This window comes from Flavonifractor sp. An82, assembly GCF_002159265.1.
Classification (GTDB): domain Bacteria; phylum Bacillota; class Clostridia; order Oscillospirales; family Oscillospiraceae; genus Flavonifractor.
Genome location: NZ_NFHG01000010.1, coordinates 85,237 through 106,946 on the forward strand (window position 1 = coordinate 85,237; position 21,710 = coordinate 106,946).

The following is a 21,710-nucleotide window of genomic DNA, read 5'->3' on the forward strand; positions in this document are numbered from 1 at the left end:
CTTATACCAGCCGTTTCCGGGCAGCCCGGCTGATGGTCTCAATGATGAACACGGTGACAAACAGGGCCAGCAGGATCATACCCACGCTGGCATACTCCCGCCAGCCGATCTTCTCATTCAGGATCAGGCCAAGGCCTCCGGCGCCCACATAGCCCAGAATGGAGGCGTAGCGCACGTTGCCCTCAAAGCAGAACAGGCAGTTGGAGAGATAGGAGGGCAGTACCTGGGGCACGATGGCGCTGATGAAGGAGCGCACCTTGGTGGCTCCCATGGCCTCCATAGCCTCGAAGGGACCCATGTCCACGGTCTCGATCTCCTCGTAGAGGATCTTGCCGATATAGGCGAAGGTGAAGATGGCGATGGCAGTGGTGCCCGCCAGAGTGCCAAGGCCGAAGATGTAGGTGGCGATCAGGGCGGATACCAGGGTGGGCAGGGTGCGGATGATGCTCAGCAGCAGCCGCATAGCCGCTACGATGACCCGGCTGTGGATGATATTGGTGGAGGCCAGCATGGCAAAGGGCACCACCAAAATCGAGCCGATGAAGGAGCCCAGCAGGGACATCTTGATGGTATCGAACAGGGGCTGCCAGATCTGAGGCATATAGTCCCACTCTGGTGGGATCATGTCCCCCAAAATGACAAAGAATTCTTTGATCCGGCTGACCAGAACCTCCATGTCAAAGCCGGTGACCTCCACCGAAAGGGCGGTCATGGCCACCAGGATCACCGCCGCCAGGGGTGCCCGGGAGCGGGGCTTAGACACCTGTTTCCCGTTGGGCAGGGTCAGCACCCTGGGCGGGAAAATCTTGTCATACACACTCATGCCGGCTCCTCCTGCTTCCCCTGGTAGATGGCGTCCAGCACCCCCTGATCTACCTGGTCAGCCGGGCCGTCGTAGACGATCTCTCCGGCCCGGATGCCCACCACCCGGGTGGCGTACTGGAGGGCCAGCTCCACATGGTGGATGTTGATGAGGACGGTAATGTGCATGTCCCGGTTGATGCGCTGGAAGTCATCCATCACCTGCTTGGCGGTCACCGGGTCCAGGGAGGCCACCGGCTCGTCCGCCAGGATGATCTGGGGGTTTTGGGCCAGGGTGCGGGCCAGGGCCACCCGCTGTTGCTGCCCGCCGGAGAGCTGATCCGCCCGGACAAAGGCCTTGTCCAGAATCCCCATCTGATCCAGTGCCTCCAGGGCTTTCATCTTCTCTTCTTTCGTGAAGATACCAAAGGTGGCCCGCCACCAGGGCAGGTCGGGCACAAAGGCGGTGAGCACGTTCTTGATGACCGTGGTGCGGGTAATGAGATTAAAGGACTGGAAGATCATGCCGATCCGCCGGCGGAACTTCCGCAGGCTCTTCCCGTGAAGGGTCATCACGTCGGTGCCGTCCACCGTCAGCTGGCCCTGGGTGATGTCGTGCATCCGGTTGATGGTGCGGATCAGGGTGGACTTGCCCGCACCGGACAGGCCGATGATGGCCACGAACTCCCCCTGATCAATGGTCAGGTTGATGTGCTTCAGGGCCTCGTACCCGTTGGGGTAGCGCTTTTCTACCTCTTTGAATTCAATCATCGTATCTCTCTCCATTCCAAACAAGGGAGGAAAGCCACGGCCTCCCTCCCTCGTTTGTGGTCCATGTTTGATTGGGTTTAACCCGCGCTGTTCAGGGACTGGATCATCTCCTGGGCGGCCCGCTCGGAGTCGTAGTCAGAGGACTTGGCGGGCAGGTAGCCGTTGTGGCTATAGATGGCGATGACCTCCTTTCCCTCCTCGGTGTTGCCGATGTTGATGAATGCCTCGGACAGGGCGGCCTTGAAGTCGTCGTCCATGATGGGGGAGGTCTTGCTGACGCTGATGGTGTCGTTGTAGATGGCGGGGGTGACGCCCACCACGGCGGTGTCGTCCCAGATGCTGTTGGTCATGCCGTACTCTCCGATCCACTCGTCCTCATAGTCCCGGCGGGCGTCGGCGTAGGTGCAGACGATGTCCACCTGACCGGAGGCCAGACGGGCGAAGGCGCTACCGTAGGAGTCAGACTGCACCGCATGGGGCAGGTCGGTGATGTTCTTATCGAAGTTCTCCTGGAGCCACAGGGAGGGGTAGATGTACCCGGCGGGAGAGGAGGAGTTGGCCACGCTCCAGTTGGCGCTGCTCACATCTTCCCAAGTAAGTTCCTCACCGGCGTTGACCTTGGCGGCCAGCTCCTTACCCTTCTCAGAGGGACCGGCAATCATCAGAGCCCGGTAACTGGTGACCTGCTCGGTGGTGGGCTCAGTGGGGGCGTTGTCGTTCCAGTCCTTGGCGTTGTCGGAGTCAATGGAAAGACCGTCCCGGGTGGCGGTGAGCAACACATCACAGCCGTCGTCATAGAGCACATAGGTGCCGCCAGGGATCAGGCCCACGTCGGCGGTGCCGGCGGACAGAGCCTCGCCAACCGCCTCGTAGCTGGTACCCACGGTGATGTCCACCTCGCCCACGTCGTAGCCCAGCTTGGCCAGCTCATCGGTGAGCATCTGCTTCAGGGGCTCGGTGGCGGTGATGATCTCCTCCGGCTCCCGAGAGGGGACAAAGGCGATGCGCAGGGTATCGATGGTCTTGTTCCCGGTCTCCTGGGTGCTGCTGGTGTCCGGCGTGCTGCCGGAGCCCAGGGTGTCCTCCGTGTTCTGACCGCCGCAGCCGGCCAACAGGCCAACACACATCACGCCAGCCAGCAGGAGAGAAAGTGCTTTCTTCATACTGTGATCCTCCTCGATGTTTCGTTTATGTCTTGGGGTTGATTTTGGACCTATCTGTTACAGAGGGGAACCCCTCTGATAACCGTTTCTGGAAGTCAGGCGGTGTCGCCGATCTTCAGGTGAGTGGGCACTGTGACGGTCACCGCCTGGGAGCGGCGCTGGCTGATCCGGCCAAAGAGCAGCTCCAGGGCGTTCTCCCACACATAGTCCGGGAACATCTCCAGGCAGGTGCCAGTGGGCCACTTGCTCTCCAAGGTCTGGATGTCCTGATAAATAATGACCGCCACATCTTTCGGCACACGGATGCCCAGCTCCCGGAAGGCCTCCAGCGCGCCCTCAGCCACCTCGTCACTGCCCAGTAGAACCGCCTCGGCCAGGGTGTGTTCCTCCACTGCCTTCTTGGCCAGGGCATAGCCGCTCTCCCGGCTGATCTCCCCCACATGGAACGTGCTGGGGTCGTACTGGCCGCGCTCCTCCAGGATGCGCTGGATGGCTGCCAGGCGGTGGGCACCGATGCGGCCGTTGGGTCCGTCGTAGATGCCGCCGATATACCCCAGGCCGGTGTACCGCTTCTGATCCAGCAGATAGGACACCATTTTCTCCTGGCCCCGGTCGAAGTCCACCTGCACCTGGTCGAACTCATAGTTGTGCTGATTGGAGTTCACGAAAACGATGGCAAAGGACAGAGAGCGGAGAAAGTCGATCTCTTTCTCGCTGAACACACCCAGGGCAATGATGCCGTCCACTTTCTGGGACTCGCCGAAGGTCAACCGGACAAAGGAGACCTCATACTGGTCCGTCATCATCTGCACCAGGCACGACAAGGATGACAGCCGCACATTGGGCCGGTCCGGGCGGATGATCCGCCAGTCCGCCACCCCGATGACCAGATGAGTCTTGTGCTCCGCCGCCTTCCGCTGCCGGGGCGACACATAGCCCAGGGCGTGAGCCGCCTGAAAAATCCGGGCCCGCACCTCCGGCGTGACAGAGATGTTGTCATCCTTATTTAGAACTCGGGAAACCGCGGCAGCCGAGACCTGGGCGGCCTGGGCCACATCTTTGATCGTCGCCATGAGATCCCTCCCTCTCAAGTTCTTCTGAGTTCATTATATTTCTCCCCTGTTCGAAGTCAATAGTTTTTACTAAAATTTTACTAAAAACAAATGACCTATAACAGACGAGGGTCCATCAAATTCTGCAGGGGAGAAAACAACTGTAGGTCCTCCGCTGATCCATGAGGAACCTATTTTTCGCGGACATTCTTGACAGGAAAGAACATTTGTTCTATACTGAACGTAGGCGAAAGCCGAAAACTCGCAGCTTTCCGGTGAGGTCCACACCCCGGTGGGACCTCAGACATTCATGGGCCTCGTAGGGCACCACAACCACCCTGCACGAAGGGAACTTCCATGAAGGTCTTCAGTATTTGGCGCTGTGCCGGCAGCGCGGGTGTGCACCTTCCCGTGTAAAGCGGAAAGGGTGCAAATGAGCGACTCTGTCGTGATTACCTATAGTGGCCAGCAAGTATCAGTGCCAAAGGAGGTCGCAGACTTCCTGGAGCAGGATCGGAAGCGGGAACAGGCGCAGGACAAGCGGGACCATAGGCATCTGAGTAAAAGTGATTTTGAAACGGTGCTGTTCTGTTCGGACTGTGTCAGGCGTCCCGTGGAGGATACTGTACTCCGGAACCTCCAGCTTGAAACTCTGCGGAAAGCCGTCGATGGCCTGGGAGACCAGGGCCGGGATCTTGTAGAACTCCGATATGGCAGGGGTCTGACCATGGAGGAGATCGGGACGATCTACGGCGTGTCCAAGGCGGCGGTATCAAAGCGGCTGAAAAAGCTCCACGAACAGCTGAGGGGCTCTGTCAAATGACAGAGCCCCTCAATTTTTTGTTTTTCTGGTTTACAAACCGCCTGTGAGTGTCCTGATAAGTAGAGGGCAAAATTTCCGGACCTCGGAAACCCCGGCTCTGGCCGTGGCCGGGCGGCTCTGAATGAAACCTACAGAGGAGTACAAGATCATGAATGTATTTGGAAACAGTTCAAAACAGCTGCTGCAAGCACTGACTGCCAATGCAGAAAAGGAAACTATGGACTACGTCCTTCAGGAGATGCAGGCAGTCCTGGGGGAAGAGATGCCGGAAACGGATGCGGTGCGGACCTATCTGCAAGATCCTGACAAGCCCACGGAGCTCAGCACAGCACAGCAGATCGTGGCCATGGACAAGCTGCTGGAGTGTGCGGAGGTCAATCTCCGAACGCTCTGTGACCTGATCCGATATCAGCAATTGAAAGATGCCGGGGTGGTCAACTCCGTGGAGGAGTTCCTGCAGCTGGTCCACCCGGATGATGTCCGTAAGATTTCAAAGGAGGATGCTGATTGAAAAAATCCGAATACAAATCCTACGATGACCTGCCGCTGTTTCTCAATGCAGACACAGTGGCAAAGGTGCTTGGCGTGTCACCGTCCAGCGGTTATGAGCTGATGCATGAACCGGGTTTCCCGGTGCTGCGCATCGGGAATCGCATGGTGGTGCCCAAAGAGCAGTTCATCCAGTGGGTGAAAGAGCACACAGGAGGCGGCGTATGAGGTACAGCAAGTACAGTGGGCGCGGAAATTTTTTCTCTCTGCCCAACGAAGTGTTTCTCTTGGGCCTGAGCGCCGGAGAGTTATCTGTGTACAGTTTCCTGAAACGGTGTGAGAATCGCAAGACGCATCAGTGCTGGCCCAGCATCCGAACCATCGGCGAAGCAGTGCGCATGAGTGAAAATACTGTCCGCAAGTACATCCGGCAGCTGGAGGAGCGTGGACTTATCACCACGGAACCCACCGAGGTGATCACCAAGACAGGAGAAAAGCGCAACGGCAATCTACTGTTCACCCTCCGGCCGATCCAGGAGGTGATCGACGAGTACTACGACCGCCAGTTGGAGGAATTGGAGTTGGCTACAGAGCGCCAGCGTGTGGTGAACCTCCTGCTGGAGCAGAAAAGCCCCGCGTGACCGCCTGTGGGCCGCTGTGTGGCTCCCTTCGGGGCAGGCAGAGTCCCTGCCCCTCCCGGCGGTTTTGGAGCGGATTTGGCCCGTTGTTCCACCGCTGTGGAGGAGGCCTATCCGGGGAATTTGCCGCCCCATAACTGATTTACGGAGGACGAAAGGAAAAGCAGGATAAACGCCGGGGTCGCCAGTGGCTCCTCCGGCCGGTCACTTCGCCCCGCAGTGCGGGTCGTTACGGGGTTTTGCGGTGTATCAAAAGTGGGGTCAAAAACAGGCAGCGGGGATCACGTTTGTGGTCACAATCCCCGAACTCCTACTGCCATAACGAAAAAATAGGGGTCACGCCCCGGAAAGGAGCAGTTTATGGGCAAAAAAGAGAGATTTGCTTTTTATCTCAACCCGGAAAAGAAAGCCATCCTGGAGCGCCGGTATCAGGAGGACGGAAGCCGGAGTATGACCGCTTTCATCGAGCGGGCGGTGGACTTTTACCTGGACTACCTCAGCGCCAACGACGCCGGCCTTTTCCTGCCAACATCTATCAAATCGTACCTGGACGGACGGCTGGGACAGCTGGAGGAACGTCTGTCCTCCCTTGCCTTCCGGCAGGCGGTGGAGCAGGACATGGTGGCCGGTATCCTTGCTGACGCCTATCAGTTCAGCGACGAGGATCTCCGCCGCCGGAGGGCGGAGAGCGTGCAAAATGTGAAAAAGACCAACGGCCGTGTCTCGCTGGAGCAGCGGGTACGTGGGGCCTGGGAGGAGGACGATGAATGGCAAGACTGATCCTGAAAAGTCCCTACCTGAAGTGCGATAGGAACCATCCTGTCAGTGGATATCTGCAGTACATTGGAACACGGGAGCGCGTGGAACTGATCCCGGATGACCGGCCGCCCACAAGGAAACAAGAGCAGTTGGTCAGAAAACTGATAAAAGATTTCCCAGAGGCCATAGGACTGGACGAGTATTCTGACTACGAAGCCAAGCCTACCAAAGCCAATGCCTCTGCATTCATCACCAGGGCACTGGAAGAAAACTGGCCGCAGGTTCAGCAGTCGGACGGCTACATGAAGTACATTGCCACCCGTCCCAGGGCAGAGCGGTTGGGTGACCACGGCCTCTTTGGGGATGAGGACGGCGTGGATTTAGAAAAAGCAATGCGGGAGTTGGATCAATACACCGGCAACGTGTGGACGCACATCTTCTCCCTGAAACGTGAGGATGCCGCTCGTCTTGGCTACGACAATGCCAGGGCGTGGATGAATTTGCTTCGGACAAACCGCAATGACATCGCCGCCGCTATGAACATCCCGCCAAATCACTTCCGCTGGTATGCCGCCTACCACGACGAGGGGGAGCACCCCCATGTCCACATGATGGCGTGGTCAACGGTGCCGGAAGAAGCCTATCTCACAAAAGAAGGCATCCGGCAGATCAAGTCCAGGCTGATGAATCAAATATTCAAACAGGAGATGCTGCACACTCATGAGCAAAAATCCCAGTCGCGGGATGAGTTGGTGCGGGAGGCACGCAGGGCCATTCGACGTCTGACCCGTGAGATGGCGCAGAGCATCTGTTCGGCTCCTGAGATTGAACAGAAGATGGAGCAGCTGGCCACGCAGCTGGAGACGGTCAAGGGCAAGAAGTCCTACGGCTACCTCCCTAAGCCGGTGAAGAAAACCGTGGACGAGATCGTGGACAAGCTGGAGGAACTGCCAGTGGTCCGTGAGTGCTACGACCAGTGGTGCGTCCTCCAAAGTGAGGTGGACAGCTACTACCACGACAAGCCCAGAGAGAAGAAAAAGCTGTCCCAGGAGAAGAAGTTCCGGCAAATCAAGAACGCCGTCATTCAGGAGGCGGAGCGCATCCGGTTGGGGGAGATCACTTTCGAGGATGCGAACCTGGCTGGCCACGACGAGGCGGAGCAGGTGCGGGGCGAGTCTTATGATTGCTGGGAACTGCGGCAGATCATCCGGGACGAGACACTTTCGCTGGAGGACCGGGACAGGGCGGCGGAAGAGTTGAAGCGGCTGGCAGGGCGAGGCGACGCCCACGCCCAATACATGATGGGCCTACTCTACCGGGACGGGCCTCTGTTGATCCCAGACAGTCAAAAGGCAAAGCACTGGTTCACCCAAGCGGCAGGGCATGGTCTGCGAGCTGCACAATATGCCTTGGGCAAACTGCTTCTCTCTGACGATATGGAAGTCCGGGACCCGGACGAGGGTATCCGCTGGTTGAAACAGGCCGCAGAAAACGGATGCCACTTCACCGCTTACCGTCTGGGCAAAGAGTATCTGGAGGGGAACGCTGTCAACAAGGACACCACCAGAGCAGTGGAGTGGTTCACCAAATCGGCAGAGGCGGGCAACCAGTACGCCCAATACATGCTGGGCAAGCTGTACCTGACCGGGCAGGGAGTAGCCCAAGATCAAGCCCAAGCAATGGCGTGGTTCAGCCGCTCCGCCGCCCAGGGGAACCAGTACGCGCAGTTCTTTCTGGAGCACCAGGACAGCCTCCATCCGCCTTCCGTCATGCTGGCGGCCACGCGCCTGCTCTACCACATGATCCGGATCTTTGAGGATCACTCCCTGCCCCGCTCCAGCACCGGCCTCCAGGTAGACAGCAAACTTCGGAGAAAGATTCAGGAAAAGAAAATCGCTATGGGCCACAAACCGGATGACCATGAGGAGGCGCAGAACCAGGGCGGCATGGTCATGGGCGGGATGTGAGCACCTCAAAAATTACGGCACCTAAAACAATAGGAAAGCCCTTGGAGCAAGAAGGCCAGGCAAAATGATAATTTTCTGATAATAGTTCGCCGTGCCCCTGGCTATTTCCTGTTTCTGTGGTATGTTGTGTTGCTGAGGAGGGATGACCAATGACGACCAATCAAACCCCAGTCCAGCGGTGCCAGTACTGCGGGAGCGACAATCTGGGCCTGGGCTGGCAGCACGGAGAGGCGCTGGTGACCTACAAGAAGCACGGACTCCTGGGCAGCCGGCTTCGCTATCTGATCTGCCGCCGCTGCGGGGCTGTGGTGTATCAATGGGTGGCAGAGCCTCACAAGTTCCCGTCTATCAAGTGAGTCCCCCAGAAATTGCACCGCAAATCAAAGATAAACTCTGGAGGTAAGAAACATGGCAAAGCGAAGACCATCCGGGGACGGCATGGTGCGCAAGCGGGAGGATGGCCGCTGGGAGGGCCGGATCGTAGTGGGCCACAAGAGCAATGGCGACTCAATCTTCCGGTATATCTACGCAGATACCCAAAAGGAACTGACCGCCAAACTCCGGCAGAACATCGACGCCTATCAGGGAGTGGACCTGACGGAGGAGAGCAGAATGACGCTGTCAGAGTGGCTGGACCGCTGGCTGGAGCAGATGGCACTCACCCTGCGCCCCGGCACCCTGAAACGGTACCGGGGCGACATGGACCGCCATGTCAAACCCCGCCTGGGACAAAAGAAGCTCACGCAACTCACCGCTGAGGATCTGCGGGAATTGTACCGTTTCCTTCTGGAACAGGGGCGAATTGCCCCTCGCCCCGGCCAAAGCCCCGGCCTCTCTCCCGCCACCGTCCGCGGTATCCACGCCGCCCTCCACCAAGCCCTCCAAGCGGCAGCAGATCAGGGGCTGATGCCCAACAACCCCGCCAAACAGGTGGACCCGCCTAAAATCACCCACAAGCCCATGAAAATTCTAAACGAGGCGCAGGTGAACATTTTTCTGGAGGCGACGGATCGGGACCCGATTTGGCGGGACTTCTTCTACACGGAACTCACCACCGGTCTGCGGCTGGGTGAGATCTGTGGCCTCATGTGGAGCGACTTCGATGGGCGAAAGGGCACCCTCAGCATTTCCCGTACACTGCGTAAAGAAAAAGGCGGACGGCTGGTGGCCGGGGACACCAAGACCTACGCCGGGACCCGGACCATCCTCCTGCCCACCAGCACGGCGGAGCGGCTGCGGCTGCGAAAAAAGACTTCCTACTCCCCTTGGATCTTCCATGACCCACTTCGCCCGGAAACCCTGCTGAACCCCGGCACCGCATACCGCCAGCTGAAAAAGGTCCTGCAGGAGACCGGACTGCCTGAACTTAGATTTCACGATTTAAGGCACACCTTCGCCACCCACGCTCTGGCCAGCGGAGTGGATGCCAAGACCCTATCCGGCATCCTGGGCCACACCAAAGCCAGCTTCACCCTGGACACCTACACCCACACCACCGGGGATATGCAGAGGCGGGCGGCGGAAATCGTGGGCGGCTTCCTGACCGACTACTTAGGAGAGGAGATGGCCCCGTGGCAAAACGCAGAAAACACGGCGACGGCAGCGTCCGTCTGAGAAAGGACGGCCGGTGGGAGGGCCGAGTGGTCATCGGCTATGACGAAAAGGGCCTGCCCAAAACCAAAAATGTCCTTGCTAAGACAAAAACAGAATGTGTGGCAAAGCTGAAGGCCCTGCGGGAGAGACTGGAGACTCCCGCCCCTGAAGTTCCAAAAGCAGGGCTTTCCCTGGGTGCTTGGCTGGATCATTGGTACCAGGACTACAAGAAAGCGAGTCTCCGTCCTAACACCCAGATGTCCTATGAACGGCGGATCTACCAACACATCATCCCCGCCTTGGGCGGTATCCAGCTGGACAAGCTGACCACCGGGGACATCCAGCAGTTCTATACCCATCTTAGGCAGAATGGCAGATTGCTGCGCACAGAACTCTATGGAGAGGGTCTCTCCGACCAGACCATCCGGGGCATCCACACCACCCTCCACGCCGCACTGGACAAGGCAGTGGAGGAGAAACTGATCTTCCGCAACCCGGCGGACAGCTGTAAACTTCCTCCTGTCAAGGGCAGAGAAATGAAGGTTCTGACTCCGGAGGAGATCCAGCGGCTGCTGATCCAGGCCAGGGAGGACGGCTGCTACGAGCTGCTTCTCTTGGAACTGGCCACTGGCCTGCGCCGGGGCGAGATCCTGGCCCTCCAGTGGCGTGACCTGAATCTCCGGACCGGCGCCCTGCGGGTGGAGCGGCAGGTCCACCGGGTCAAGGGAGAACTGGCAGTATCCCCGCCCAAGACCAAGGCGGGGAACCGGACGGTACTCCTCCCTGCCCCGGTCCTAAACGTGCTCAAGACCTACAAACAAGCCGTCCACTCACGGTGGATGTTTCCCTCCCCTGTCAAGGAAGACTCCCCTATGGACCCGGCAGCCGTCCGGAAGCGGCTCCAGACAGTATTGGAGCGGGCAGAGTGTAAACGGCTGCGATTCCATGACCTGCGGCACACCTTCGCTACCGCCTCCCTGGAACACGGCATGGACATCAAAACGCTGTCCACCATCATCGGCCATGTGTCCAGCACCACCACCCTGAACACCTACACCCACGTCACCGATGCCATGCGGCAGAACGCGGCGGACAAGATCGACCAAGGAATCGGGAGAGCCGAACCGAAACCCAGGCAGGAAGCGGCACCCCAGAAACCAGCCCCCAGCACCTTCCAGGCCCACAAGGGACAGCGGCGCAAACCGGGCACCGGCTGTGTCAGCCAAATCAATGACCACCTGTGGGAGGGCCGTTACTCCCCCATCTTCAATGGCCAGCGCATGGCCCGGAATGTCTACGCGAAAACGGAAGCCGAGTGTGAGAAAAAGCTGGCAGGACTGATCTGGGAAATGAAGGCGGAGATCGCCGCCGGAAAAGAGCAGGCGAAGCAACAAAAACCGGCAAGTTGAACAAACAGGCCTCCGAGGGCAAAGCGCCCCCGGAGGCCCGTCTTTTTCCTGTCTGTGGCTGGTTCTGTGGTCAATAGCAAATGGAAAAATTTAATATTTCAAAAATTGTTGCGAATTTTAGAAGAAAAGGCCGCTTTTCAAAAGAAAAGCGACCTTCTTGTGGAGCTGCTACCCAGATTTGAACTGGGGACCTCATCCTTACCAATTACTTTTTGCGCATTTTCCACTTTACTGGCCTTTTGTCCGCTATCGTCTCTTTCCATTGTGGCGCAATACTTCCCCGGATTTTCTGTTCTGTTCTTTTGTCTGCTTGCATTGGCGTTTCTGAACTTATTCGGGGAGTCCGTCTGGTTTTTGTCTGGGTTTCTATCTGCCACCCTGACCGCTGACCTCATCCCTATAGGCCAAAAAACCAGACATAAAGCCCCCCACTTGCTTTCGACTCCATTCTATGTTATCCTGACCTTGGCGCTGCCGGACAGCAGCGGTCAGCCCTCTTGACGGAGGGCAGCTTCTTTGCTCTCCGATCTTCGGAAAGGAGGGCTGCCCATGAGTACATCCGAAGTTCTTCAGCTTTGTTTGGTCATCATTGGTGTTTGCAGCCTGTTTATTCAGGCAAAAAAGAAGTGACCGCCGGCACCCTGACAAGTACAGCGATCACTTCAAACTACTCTAAGGGCTGACCGATACGGCGATTCGGCAGCGCCTCTTTCTATATCCATTATAGGCCGCTGTGGCCACACTGTCAAGCCCCGGGCGCTGTGCCTGGGGTTATTTTGTGCCCTCAGCAGGCCCACCAGTGACCGCACAAGCGACACTGTCCCGCTCCATCGCCTCAGCTATGGCCCGGTTGATAAAGCCGTTCACGCTCTCGCCGTGGGCCTCTGCATGGGCCTGAACCGCTGCCCTTTGCTGTGTAGTCATTCTGATTTCAACCCGTGCAAAGCCCTCCATATATGCCTTCTGGGCACGCTTCTGCGCATCGGTTTTCCCTGCCATGCTTTCCTCCTTTCTGGGGCCGGTAAAATCTCGGCACCTCCTCCATTATGTTTAAATTATACCACACAATTCAATCTACCGGTAGATATATATTGCACAAATCTACCGGTAGATATTTGTACGGTATACCGCTTGTTATCTACCGGTAGATATGCTATAATTCATAATGTCAAGAGGAACAAGTCAAGTCAAGGTGGATCCCAAGAACACAAGGTTAGACCGGGACGGGATACGGGAGATTGAGACGCACTGAGCAGAACGCTATGCCGTAAAGCCCCCCGGCACTTGACCCCAGTTAACAGGAGGTTTGCAGTATGAGCAGCTACGAACTTGAAAGCAGGATCCGGGAGCTGCGCCAGCTCCAGAGCATTATTGAGGAGGCCCAAGCCGAGGCGGAGGCGATCAAGGATACGATCAAGGCCCACATGGGCGACGCCCAGGAGCTGCGGGCCGGGGAATATAAGGTCACCTGGAAGCCGGTAACCTCCTCCCGGCTGGATAGCAAGGCCCTGAAGGCAGCCGCCCCCGAGCTGGTAGAGCGATTCACCAAAACTATCACCAGCCGCCGCTTTTGCGTGGCATAAAGACTCATTCCCCAGCAGAATAGCGAGCGGGTATCCTACCTCAGAAGGATGCCCGCTCGTTGTTGTTATGTGTCCAAGTCGGACACACTGCCAAATCGGCAAGCGTCTGCCGATTTGATTTCCTTATGCTCCGATCCCGCCGCCAAAAACGACAACGCTGTCGTTTTTCAGATTAGTGTGTACCGTGCAGCTGCTACCTCAAATCCGCCAACGTTGACGGATTTGCCCGTAGTGCAGATGGATTCAAAAGGCAATCAAGAACTTTCCCAGATCTGCCCCCATCCATCAGTTACCACAGTTTCCGCAAGCATCGCATTTGGCCAGCCAAACGCCCTTTTAGGGGGCTCCCCTAATACCCCGTAAGCCTGGCTGCACCCCCATAATCGGTGATGTGGCCTGTGCTGCGCCCCGCTGCTATTCTCTCATACGGGCGGGTATCCCAGGCTACAGACCTGGGCAGAACGAAAAGCGGAATACTTCCCCAAATCCGCAAGCGATTTCGTATTTGAATAGGCCTACAGAGCCACACCCAGACCGGGGATATTCCAGGCTACCGGCTACGCACCAGGGCCTCAGCAGGCCAGCTGGGGCGGGCTGCACCCCATATAAAGGCCCTCCGGCACGAGCGGGTATCCCATGGGCTGCCGCCCCACAGGAGGGGCCTGGAGCGCCGCCAGGCACCCACCAGACACCGCCCGGGAGCGGGCATACCCAGGTAGGCTAGGGGCCTCCGTCGGCTGCATATCAGGGCCTCAGTAGGCCAGCGGGGCCGGGCTGCACCTTACTCAACACGGGCAGGTATCCCAGAGCCTACCACCCCACAGGAAGGGCCAGGAGCGCCACCAGGCACTCACTGGGCACCGCTGGGGAGCGGGCATATCCCGGGCTCGGCCGGAGACTACCAGCTGCATACCAGGGCCTCAGCAAGCCAGCTGGGGCCAAGCTGCGCCCCACGTAAAGGCCCTCCGGCACGAGCGGGTATCCCTGGGGCTAACCATCCCGCAGGATGGGCCAGGAGCGCCACCAGGCACTCACTGGGCACCGCTGGGGAGCAGGGCTTACCCCAAGCATAAGCCGGAGGTCACCGGCTGCGTAACCAGTCTCGGCTGCTGCGCGCGCACACGTACGAGCAATTCGGGATTGTCTCGAACCCACCCGATTAGGCCATTCTTTGGGCCGTGCTGTTTTTTGGCTGGGGGGGTGGGGAAACAGTTTTTTGCATGGGGAAAAATTTCCGCATGGAGGGTGGCCCACGGTCTTACCCACAAAGCCGCAAATTTTTTCGGAGCCGGGGCGCCTCTGGCCGAAGGCCCGCACGCACCCGCACCCGCCCACGTGTGCGCCCAAGTCTCCCGGTGATTTGTCCTCAAATCGCCCCTGCAAAAGTACACTTTTTCCCCGGCTTTATGCCTGTTTTGGCCTAAACTCCCATTGGGGAGAATTTCTCACACCAGAGGGGCCACACGGTCTTGCACCCCCGCCCCCTGAAACTTTTTCGGGCCGGGGGGTGGGTGGGCCGTAGGCCCCGCACCCGTGCGCCCCTGCCCGCACACGGGTACCCGTACGCCTGTACGTAGCCAACCGGCAAGATCACCCCGCAAAAAATCACCGTTTTCCCCGTGAAATTCCCCGCTCCGTCGCCAGGATCAGCAGCACGCCCGGGCTGCGCTTCCGTGCATGGACTCCTCCCTGGCCTCTTCCCACACCCTGGGCAGTCCGCCGCCGCCCGGCCCGATTTCCACTACGGTCTCATGCTTGCAGCACCGGCAGAACAGCACCAGCCCCTGCGCTCTGGTGGCCTCTGTCAGTTTCAGCAGCTTCCCCCGCCGACACACCGGACACACGACCCATGTCCCTCCCACGGTAGTTTTACAAACCAGCTCTGCCGCTGTCCCACTCATGCTATCATCTCCTGGTTCAAATTTTTACGCCCGCCGCCGCCCGGGCGTGTATATGCCTGTTCCTGTCTCAGCATAGCGCACCCGGAACGCCGATACAAGGGGCTATCCCTTGATTCTCTAGGGCCTGTTCTAAAGTTATATATACTTACAAGTAAGATATTGAGAGGCCCGCCAAGCCTGCTCTATGGCCGTTTCCGGGCCACTGTACTGCCGTCTCCAGGATGGAATACGGTACTTGATATAGCTGTAGCTCCCATACTCTGTAGCCCTCTCCTCCCGCTCCAGGACAAAGCATCCAGAAGGGACGGCCAGGGCCGTATCATCCGGTACAAAGCAGCTCTCCACCACCGGCTTTTCCAGGTTGCGGCTTCTTGTCCACATCTGAGCGCCAACCGGGCGGCCCTCCACGCTTTCCTTGGTCATATACCGGGCTAGGGTGTCATAGTCCCTGTCTCGCACGTATACAAGGTCTATCATATCGCCGTAGGGCCACAGGCTGCGTATCGTCTCACTATCCCGCTCGGTGGCGTTAATCACCAGGTGGTGGTGGAGGCGGGCAGCTCCGTGCTTCTGCTCTGTGGTATAGACGTATTTCAGCACCTGCCCCCGGGCCTTGCGGTACTCTCGCAGCTGTTTTAGGAACTTCCGCACATTCTTTACAGCCTCCGCCCGTTTGGCCGGAAGATCCGCGTCCCGATATGTAAGCGTAAGAAAGAGATCCTTTCCCTCAAAGTTGGCCGCCAGCAGCATTTCCAGTCTTGCCCGTGCCGTCTTGTCGTTCATGGCCTTCTGTGCGGCGGTGGTCATGCGGGACTTTTCGGCCCTGGCCCGCTCACTGTCCCGTGGCTCGGGAGCGGTATATAAGATTGTCTTGACGATGCAACCCGCTGTAATGGTCTTTTTCCGCTTTGCCATATCGCCGCACCTCTTATCCCGTTTTAGGTATAAAGAAAGAGCCAGAGCATGGCCCCATGGGCGGGATCATCTCCCGCCCGGTCACCGTTGGCTCTGGCTCAGGCACTGCCCGGAAGGCTCCGGGACGGGCTCAGGCGCTGGCACACTATGCGCTTGCCATCAGTGAGGGCACCGGGACACACCCGGCTCTATATCCTGCACTGGCCTCTAAGGGCTCTGGCAAATGTTGTTTTCCCTCTGTACGATCCCGCTCGGTTACACGCCAAGGGCAGCGCACAGTTTATCTAATTCTCCCCGTGAAAGCTGGTTCAGGCCATCCGCAAACAGCTGCGCACACACCTCGTCCAGCTCAAAGGGAAGCGGATCAGCGTCGGGGTGCTCCGGCTTTACCTCATCCAGAACCACAGTTCTGTACGCCTCTGCACCTCGAAGCACCCCAAGGAAATAGAACCCCCGGAGCAGGAGCAGCCGCTTTGCCCGCTTGTCGGCCACCTGGGTATTTACCTGGGCAAGGGCCTTTGCCACCCGCTTGCCCTCCTCCTCAAATTCGGATAAAATCCCGCCCTCCGCATATGGGGTATATTCGCTCAGGAATTTCAGTTCCTCATTTTCCAGCAAAATTGTTTCCAGATTTACATTCATGCTCTTTCCGCCTTTCTATGTATGATGGATTCCCCTGGAGGACACCCACAGGCGGGCACAGGGCAGCGGGGAATGTCCTGCCTGGAGGGGCTGGCGCAGCAGCTCCGACGCCAACGCCTGCCCCTGCTGAGACAGATCCAGCGGGCTCACATACACCGGGCCATACGGCCACGTATGCCCCAGCACATCGGCAGATTCCTTTCCCCTGTTGAGTATGACACGGTGCACAAGGCTACCCGCCTGCTCCGTTCCCAGCAGATAAACATACTTGGCAGCCATGCCCTGGCCCCTTCTGAGCGCCGATATGCTGCCTATCCATTGCCTTACCTGCTGCCGTGCCAGCTCACGCGAGTGGGGCCGGGGGCCTGCCTGATAGGTCAGTGCAACCAGCAGATCCCCGCCGGTAAAGTTGGCCGCCAGAGTGCGGGCCAGCCGATCCCGTGAAAGCAGCAGGTTTCTCATCCGCTGCCGTTCCCCAGACTTCGTGCCTCTCTGCTCCATGTGCGTGTCCTCCATTTCTGATAGGCCAGGGCGGAGCGCATACCGCACCCCGCCCTGTATTCGTTCTCCTGGTTAGCGGGCAGCCTCCGGGCCTTCACTCCGTCACCCACTGCAAAGAGAGATCACCAGGCTCTGGGTGTCCTCCATTTCCCCAAGCAAGTGAACCACTACCGCCAACAGGTTTTGAACGTTTTCAGCATGGGCCGTCAGATAATCCCGCATCCCACCATTTACCGGGGCGCTGCGGATATAACGGCTTACCTGGTCTTCCGCTGCCTCCAGTACGGCACGGGCAGACGGAATCAGCGCTTGTACATCCTCAGCATAGCTCTTTACGGAGGCAATGGGCACCCGCTCGGGAGTGGTGTCAGGCGCACATGATAAACCTATCCCTAAAAGATAGTCGCTTGATACATGAAAAAGGTTGGATAATGCAATAATTGTGCTTGCATCAGGCTGTGACCTACCGGTTTCCCATGATGCAACTGTTGTTTGGCCTTTGCCAAAGACTTCGGCAACTTCCTTTTGCGTAAATCCAGCCCCGATCCTGGCGTTTCGTATTGCAGCCGCAATTTTTTCAAGTTCCATTCTCATGCCGTCCGCCTCCCTTCCTGCCGGTCTCCCGGCCCTGGGGGCTAAGGCTCTCCAGCATGAGCCGGACACCCAGCCGGAAGCCGTTCACAAACCCCTGGGATTCATGCTCACTGGCCACGGCCATACACAGCTCCTCCAGGTCTTCCCCCCTGCCTTCTTTGACCGCCAGGCTAAAGGCGTCATATCGCTCATCGGCGGCGGGCAGGTGTATGTACTCCTTTTCGATGTCCGTTACAAACCCGGCGCATACCAGGCGCAAGGTCTCGATTACCTCAAAATTCAATTTGACAATCTCCCTCTGCCTCTGTAAAATAGAGGCGTGAAATAGTTGCGTGACTGCTTTGTTTCACCTGCCGTTGGGGTGTTGCTACCACCTCAGCGGCTTTCTTTTTGCCCCAAATACGAAAGCGTTTTCGTATTTGTCCAGCCCGTTTCCTGCGGCCTCCTGTCCCCACCAGCCGGATCAGGAGCAGGGGAACACCGGACAGCAACACCCCCACCAGCAGGGCAACCAGCCCGCCTGGTTGCTCCGCCAGGCCGTCCGCACAGACCGCCAAACCCAGAACCAGGCAGAAGGAGATACCCTCCAGTACCGATTCTCTCATGCCCTTGCCTTCTTCCGGCCTGCGGCCCTGATATCGGTCACCTTGGCGGGGAGCTGGGCCGGTTCCGGTTCCTCTGTCGTGGCCCCAAGGCTGCGTAGGAGGGCGGGAACGTTGATGTAATAGACCCGGCCGCTCTTGACGTGGGGCACCGTGCCGTCCCAGCAGCCCCGGCGCAGGTAGTACATAGATAACCCCGTGGTCTTGCACGCCTGCTCAATGGTCTGGAATGGCGTCTGCTTTTGTGCTGACATGGTTCATTCTCCTTTCCTGTGTCCAAGTTGGACACCATTATCATTCGGATGTAGTCAGGATGTCTTGAACACATACACCTAACCCTGCGGCTATTTTTTCTGCCGTAGATCTAGAGCAAGATTTTCCACCTTTGACGGATGTAATGGTTACCCTGGACAGACCCGCTCGCTCGGCAAGTCGCTTTATATTCAAATCTGCCCGAGCAAGTTCAGCCGCAAATTTGACCCTATCGATTCTCACCGTTTTACCCCCTTTTCTTTTGCATTTGATTGAGCTGAGTACAGTATAATTCAATCTTTTGAAAAAGTCAACCCATTTTATTACTCAACTCTTTATCTTTTGCTTGAACTTTTGTTTATATGTGGTATACTATGGTTAGAGGTGATACAAATGACCACCGGACAACGAATCAAGAATGCCCGAAAGGCTGCCCGAATGACGCAAAAGGAGCTGGGCGAAAAAATAGGCGTCACCTTTCAAGCCGTAGCACAATGGGAAAATGATTTGCGCAAACCAAAATTTGAAACTTTACAGCGCATTGCAGATGCCCTTAATGTTGAAGTAAAGACATTAGATGAACGTTTTACTACTCGTCTTGTTCTTGAAGATTTCTTTAATGATGGATTGCCTCCATCTCGTATGCCTGATTATTTATTTGAAAATTCAGACGGAGCCCTTATAAAAGCCTCTATGGAGACTTCGGTGGGCCAGCTTCTTTATAGCTTTTCAAGTCTCAACGAAATTGGGCAACAAGAGGCTATTCGCCGTGTGGATGAACTAACAGAAGTCCCCAAATATCAACGTAAAAATTTACTAAATAAAGAATAAAGCCCGCTCGGAGCTGCAACTCCAAGCGGGCGGTGCGCACAGTCCCACACGTTCAAATATAGGCCCTGTATGCCTTCTCATTGTACCACACGGGGCCGGGAAAGGAAATGATTTTATGCCTTCCACCCGGAAAATGACCAATAAGGCCGGGGATTCCTTCTATGAGATCCGGGTCAGCCGTGGCCGGAGCACAGCTCCTCTGTCCATGCGGTGGTATCCGCCCGCAGGCTGGGGCCAGCGGGCCATAGACCGGGAACTCTCCAAGGTGGCCGCCGACTTTGAGCGCCGCTGCCAGGCCGGGGAGATCCTCAGCCGGTCAGAGCGGCACGAGCGGGAAGCTGAGGCCCGGCGGGCCGCCGCCAGGATCCAGACCTTGAAGCAGTACAGCGAGGATGTTTTCATGCCCGCCAAGACCATTTCCATCTCAGAGAACAGCCGAAGCAGCTTCCAGGGGATGCTTGACAAGTGGATCTATCCCGCCCTGGGGGATCTGAAGCTGCCGGACATTACCCCCGCCAATATTACCGCCCTGCTGCTGTCCATGCAGGCCCAGGGCAAGGCCCACGCAACGGTGGTGAAGTGCTATACCATCCTGAACAGCCTGTTCAAAATGGCCTTTCTGGCCGACACCATCCCCAGGAATCCCATGCACAAGGTGGAACGCCCCAAGCCCAGAAAGGACGAAGCCCGGCACGATGAGGTAGAGGCCTACACTGTGGAGGAGGTGCGCCATATCCTGTCCTGTCTGGACAAGGAGCCGCTCAAATGGCAGGTGCTGGTGCGGCTGCTCATTGATACCGGCATACGCCGCGGCGAGTGCTGCGGCCTCCAGTGGAAGGACATAGACTTCCAGGAGAACACCATCACGATCTGCGGAAACCTCTGCTATACCCCACAGAATGGGGTATACCTGGACACCCCCAAGAACGGGCGGAGCCGTACCGTTGATGTGGATCCAGATATCATGGCTCTGCTGCGGGCCCTCCGCTCGGAGCAGGCCGCCCAGGCCATCAGTGCCTATGTCTTTACCCAGGACGGCAGCCCGGAGCCTATGCACCCTCAAAGCCCTACACGCTACCTGAAGAAGTTCGCCAAACGCTACAACGTCCCAGACCTCCACCCCCATAAGCTGCGCCACACCTTTGCCAGTATCGCCATCACGAGCGGGGCGGACGTGGCCAGCGTGTCTGAGAAGCTGGGCCACAGTGATAAGGCGGTCACGCTGCGGATGTACACCCATGCCGATCAGGAAAGCATGAAGCGGGCCAGTCAGATTTTCCGGGACGCTCTCAAACAGGACACGAAAAAAGCCGGGCAGGGTTGACCTGTCCGGCTCCGTTTTTTGCCCCCGTCTGGGTTTTTGTCTGGTTTTTTCCTCCACTCAACCTGCTGGAAGAAAAAACAAAAAGCCCCAAAGCCTTGCGGCTCTAGGGCTTCATGTGGAGCTGCTATCCGGATTTGAACCGGAGACCTCATCCTTACCAAGGATGTGCTCTACCTACTGAGCTACAGCAGCATAATGGCGACGCGGAAGGGACTTGAACCCTCGACCTCCGGCGTGACAGGCCGGCGTTCTAACCAACTGAACTACCGCGCCATATATGCATCTATTCAAACAGCGGAGCGCTGATATCGTCTGGCAGGGGCAGAAGGATTCGAACCCTCGGCACTCGGTTTTGGAGACCGATGCTCTACCAGCTGAGCTATACCCCTAAATGGTGGGCCTTCACGGGCTCGAACCGTGGACCGGCCGGTTATGAGCCGGCTGCTCTAACCAACTGAGCTAAAGGCCCATACCGATCCAACTTGTTTTAAAAAGAGGCTCGCCGTCACCTTGTGGCGGCGAGCCACATTTGGCTCCCCCTGTTGGACTCGAACCAACGACCCTGCGGTTAACAGCCGCATGCTCTACCGACTGAGCTAAGGAGGAATATGAAAGGGTCCGGTCTGGTCAGACCAGACCCTTCTTTGTGTTGGCGTTACCTATCTTCCCGGTCCGTCTCCAGACAAGTATTTTCGGCGCAGGTGAGCTTAACTTCCGTGTTCGGGATGGGAACGGGTGGACCCTCACCGCAATCAACACCAACTTACTTTTCTTTGAAAAGAAAAGTAAGTAAAAGAAACTTTAACAACTTTCTTCTCCTTACCGTTCTTCTCAACGATAAGTTATTATATTCATTTTTCATCCTCTTGTCAAGAGGAAATTTCACCACGAGAAAAAGTGGTGACCCGTGCGGGAATCGAACCCACGTTTGCGGCGTGAGAGGCCGCCGTCTTAACCGCTTGACCAACGGGCCACATTTACGCGTCGCTATGTCAGCACCCTCAAAACCGAACAATGCAGTCTCCAGTACCAGGCAAGCGCCTGCAATCATCATGTTAAGGTCAAGCCCTCGGCTTATTAGTATCGGTCAGCTACACGCG

27 protein-coding genes, 6 tRNA genes and 1 rRNA gene are annotated in these 21,710 nt (G+C 57.5%); 13 read left to right on the forward strand and 21 right to left on the reverse strand.

Going from position 1 to position 21,710, the window contains the following annotated elements:
• Nucleotide 1: 1 nt before the first annotated feature.
• From phnE to B5G34_RS11270, 4 genes are all read right to left on the reverse strand, one after another.
• The gene (gene phnE, locus B5G34_RS11255; RefSeq protein ID WP_087337341.1) at nt 2-823 is read right to left on the reverse strand and encodes a phosphonate ABC transporter, permease protein PhnE; all 822 of its coding nucleotides are present in this window, start codon (nt 821-823) and stop codon (nt 2-4) included.
• Complete coding sequence (phnC, locus tag B5G34_RS11260) at nt 820-1,572, reverse strand: phosphonate ABC transporter ATP-binding protein (protein ID WP_087337344.1); 753 nt, start codon at nt 1,570-1,572, stop codon at nt 820-822. The genes phnE and phnC overlap by 4 nt, the downstream gene beginning before the upstream one ends.
• Nucleotides 1,573-1,649: 77 nt before the next feature.
• Nucleotides 1,650-2,735: a PhnD/SsuA/transferrin family substrate-binding protein gene (locus B5G34_RS11265; RefSeq protein ID WP_087337348.1), complete on the reverse strand. Its 1,086-nt coding sequence runs from the start codon at nt 2,733-2,735 to the stop codon at nt 1,650-1,652.
• Between the two features lie 95 nt (nt 2,736-2,830).
• The gene (locus B5G34_RS11270) at nt 2,831-3,808 is read right to left on the reverse strand and encodes a substrate-binding domain-containing protein (protein ID WP_087337351.1); all 978 of its coding nucleotides are present in this window, start codon (nt 3,806-3,808) and stop codon (nt 2,831-2,833) included.
• 412 nt (nt 3,809-4,220) lie between these two features.
• On the opposite strand from B5G34_RS11270, the gene B5G34_RS11275 reads away from it, so the two are divergent.
• The 10 genes from B5G34_RS11275 (at nt 4,221) to B5G34_RS11320 (ending at nt 11,966) form a co-directional block, all read left to right on the forward strand.
• Complete coding sequence (locus B5G34_RS11275) at nt 4,221-4,610, forward strand: sigma-70 family RNA polymerase sigma factor (RefSeq protein ID WP_087337353.1); 390 nt, start codon at nt 4,221-4,223, stop codon at nt 4,608-4,610.
• Nucleotides 4,611-4,758: 148 nt separating this feature from the next.
• Nucleotides 4,759-5,121 carry a hypothetical protein gene (locus tag B5G34_RS11280; protein WP_087337355.1) on the forward strand — a complete coding sequence of 121 codons (363 nt, stop codon included), beginning with the start codon at nt 4,759-4,761 and terminating at the stop codon, nt 5,119-5,121.
• The gene (locus B5G34_RS11285; protein WP_087337358.1) at nt 5,118-5,327 is read left to right on the forward strand and encodes a helix-turn-helix domain-containing protein; all 210 of its coding nucleotides are present in this window, start codon (nt 5,118-5,120) and stop codon (nt 5,325-5,327) included. Before B5G34_RS11280 ends, B5G34_RS11285 begins: the two co-directional genes overlap by 4 nt.
• On the forward strand, nt 5,324-5,740 hold the full coding sequence (locus tag B5G34_RS11290) for a helix-turn-helix domain-containing protein (protein ID WP_087337361.1): 417 nt from the start codon (nt 5,324-5,326) through the stop codon (nt 5,738-5,740). Before B5G34_RS11285 ends, B5G34_RS11290 begins: the two co-directional genes overlap by 4 nt.
• A gap of 357 nt (nt 5,741-6,097) precedes the next feature.
• A complete protein-coding gene (locus tag B5G34_RS11295; RefSeq protein WP_087337365.1) occupies nt 6,098-6,517 on the forward strand; it encodes a hypothetical protein in 420 nt (139 codons plus the stop codon).
• Complete coding sequence (mobP3, locus tag B5G34_RS11300) at nt 6,505-8,463, forward strand: MobP3 family relaxase (protein WP_087337368.1); 1,959 nt, start codon at nt 6,505-6,507, stop codon at nt 8,461-8,463. Before B5G34_RS11295 ends, mobP3 begins: the two co-directional genes overlap by 13 nt.
• A gap of 149 nt (nt 8,464-8,612) precedes the next feature.
• Nucleotides 8,613-8,819, forward strand: coding sequence for a hypothetical protein (locus tag B5G34_RS11305; protein WP_021749216.1), 207 nt, complete (start codon nt 8,613-8,615; stop codon nt 8,817-8,819).
• 52 nt (nt 8,820-8,871) lie between these two features.
• Nucleotides 8,872-10,077, forward strand: coding sequence for a site-specific integrase (locus tag B5G34_RS11310; RefSeq protein WP_036630294.1), 1,206 nt, complete (start codon nt 8,872-8,874; stop codon nt 10,075-10,077).
• Nucleotides 10,035-11,465, forward strand: coding sequence for a site-specific integrase (locus tag B5G34_RS11315; protein WP_087337371.1), 1,431 nt, complete (start codon nt 10,035-10,037; stop codon nt 11,463-11,465). The genes B5G34_RS11310 and B5G34_RS11315 overlap by 43 nt, the downstream gene beginning before the upstream one ends.
• A 66-nt stretch (nt 11,466-11,531) precedes the next feature.
• On the forward strand, nt 11,532-11,966 hold the full coding sequence (locus tag B5G34_RS11320; protein WP_087337374.1) for a hypothetical protein: 435 nt from the start codon (nt 11,532-11,534) through the stop codon (nt 11,964-11,966).
• Between the two features lie 270 nt (nt 11,967-12,236).
• On the opposite strand, the gene B5G34_RS11325 is transcribed toward B5G34_RS11320, so the two are convergent.
• On the reverse strand, nt 12,237-12,464 hold the full coding sequence (locus B5G34_RS11325) for a hypothetical protein (protein ID WP_087337378.1): 228 nt from the start codon (nt 12,462-12,464) through the stop codon (nt 12,237-12,239).
• A gap of 314 nt (nt 12,465-12,778) precedes the next feature.
• Between B5G34_RS11325 and B5G34_RS11330 the strand changes: the two genes are divergently transcribed.
• Complete coding sequence (locus B5G34_RS11330; RefSeq protein ID WP_087337382.1) at nt 12,779-13,048, forward strand: hypothetical protein; 270 nt, start codon at nt 12,779-12,781, stop codon at nt 13,046-13,048.
• 572 nt (nt 13,049-13,620) lie between these two features.
• On the opposite strand, the gene B5G34_RS18780 is transcribed toward B5G34_RS11330, so the two are convergent.
• From B5G34_RS18780 to B5G34_RS18935, 9 genes are all read right to left on the reverse strand, one after another.
• Nucleotides 13,621-13,791, reverse strand: a complete 171-nt coding sequence (locus B5G34_RS18780; protein WP_162609472.1) for a hypothetical protein — start codon at nt 13,789-13,791, stop codon at nt 13,621-13,623.
• Between the two features lie 903 nt (nt 13,792-14,694).
• Nucleotides 14,695-14,949: a cysteine-rich KTR domain-containing protein gene (locus B5G34_RS11335; RefSeq protein WP_087337385.1), complete on the reverse strand. Its 255-nt coding sequence runs from the start codon at nt 14,947-14,949 to the stop codon at nt 14,695-14,697.
• A 135-nt stretch (nt 14,950-15,084) separates the two neighbouring features.
• Nucleotides 15,085-15,864 carry a hypothetical protein gene (locus B5G34_RS11340; RefSeq protein WP_087337388.1) on the reverse strand — a complete coding sequence of 260 codons (780 nt, stop codon included), beginning with the start codon at nt 15,862-15,864 and terminating at the stop codon, nt 15,085-15,087.
• 255 nt (nt 15,865-16,119) lie between these two features.
• Nucleotides 16,120-16,506 (reverse strand): hypothetical protein, encoded by a 387-nt coding sequence (locus B5G34_RS11345; RefSeq protein WP_087337391.1) that lies wholly within the window; start codon nt 16,504-16,506, stop codon nt 16,120-16,122.
• Between the two features lie 15 nt (nt 16,507-16,521).
• Nucleotides 16,522-17,007: a hypothetical protein gene (locus tag B5G34_RS11350; RefSeq protein ID WP_087337394.1), complete on the reverse strand. Its 486-nt coding sequence runs from the start codon at nt 17,005-17,007 to the stop codon at nt 16,522-16,524.
• A 102-nt stretch (nt 17,008-17,109) separates the two neighbouring features.
• Complete coding sequence (locus tag B5G34_RS11355) at nt 17,110-17,601, reverse strand: helix-turn-helix transcriptional regulator (RefSeq protein ID WP_087337398.1); 492 nt, start codon at nt 17,599-17,601, stop codon at nt 17,110-17,112.
• Nucleotides 17,585-17,884: a hypothetical protein gene (locus B5G34_RS11360; protein ID WP_087337401.1), complete on the reverse strand. Its 300-nt coding sequence runs from the start codon at nt 17,882-17,884 to the stop codon at nt 17,585-17,587. Before B5G34_RS11360 ends, B5G34_RS11355 begins: the two co-directional genes overlap by 17 nt.
• Nucleotides 17,874-18,206, reverse strand: coding sequence for a hypothetical protein (locus B5G34_RS11365; protein WP_087337404.1), 333 nt, complete (start codon nt 18,204-18,206; stop codon nt 17,874-17,876). Before B5G34_RS11365 ends, B5G34_RS11360 begins: the two co-directional genes overlap by 11 nt.
• A complete protein-coding gene (locus B5G34_RS18935) occupies nt 18,203-18,457 on the reverse strand; it encodes a hypothetical protein (RefSeq protein ID WP_087337407.1) in 255 nt (84 codons plus the stop codon). Before B5G34_RS18935 ends, B5G34_RS11365 begins: the two co-directional genes overlap by 4 nt.
• A gap of 391 nt (nt 18,458-18,848) precedes the next feature.
• On the opposite strand from B5G34_RS18935, the gene B5G34_RS11380 reads away from it, so the two are divergent.
• Nucleotides 18,849-19,286 carry a helix-turn-helix transcriptional regulator gene (locus B5G34_RS11380; protein ID WP_087337413.1) on the forward strand — a complete coding sequence of 146 codons (438 nt, stop codon included), beginning with the start codon at nt 18,849-18,851 and terminating at the stop codon, nt 19,284-19,286.
• A 115-nt stretch (nt 19,287-19,401) separates the two neighbouring features.
• Nucleotides 19,402-20,610: a site-specific integrase gene (locus tag B5G34_RS11385; RefSeq protein WP_087337416.1), complete on the forward strand. Its 1,209-nt coding sequence runs from the start codon at nt 19,402-19,404 to the stop codon at nt 20,608-20,610.
• 116 nt (nt 20,611-20,726) lie between these two features.
• On the opposite strand, the gene B5G34_RS11390 is transcribed toward B5G34_RS11385, so the two are convergent.
• The 7 genes from B5G34_RS11390 to B5G34_RS11420 all read right to left on the reverse strand — a co-directional run bounded on the left by B5G34_RS11390 (nt 20,727) and on the right by B5G34_RS11420 (nt 21,583).
• Nucleotides 20,727-20,802: transfer RNA gene (locus B5G34_RS11390), tRNA-Thr, on the reverse strand.
• 4 nt (nt 20,803-20,806) lie between these two features.
• A tRNA-Asp gene (locus B5G34_RS11395) sits at nt 20,807-20,883 on the reverse strand.
• Nucleotides 20,884-20,923: 40 nt separating this feature from the next.
• Nucleotides 20,924-20,999 (reverse strand) — tRNA-Trp (locus tag B5G34_RS11400).
• A gap of 3 nt (nt 21,000-21,002) precedes the next feature.
• Nucleotides 21,003-21,079: transfer RNA gene (locus tag B5G34_RS11405), tRNA-Ile, on the reverse strand.
• 61 nt (nt 21,080-21,140) lie between these two features.
• Nucleotides 21,141-21,216 (reverse strand) — tRNA-Asn (locus tag B5G34_RS11410).
• A gap of 41 nt (nt 21,217-21,257) precedes the next feature.
• Nucleotides 21,258-21,373: ribosomal RNA gene (gene rrf, locus B5G34_RS11415) — 5S ribosomal RNA — on the reverse strand.
• A gap of 135 nt (nt 21,374-21,508) precedes the next feature.
• Nucleotides 21,509-21,583 (reverse strand) — tRNA-Glu (locus B5G34_RS11420).
• Nucleotides 21,584-21,710 lie beyond the last annotated feature (127 nt).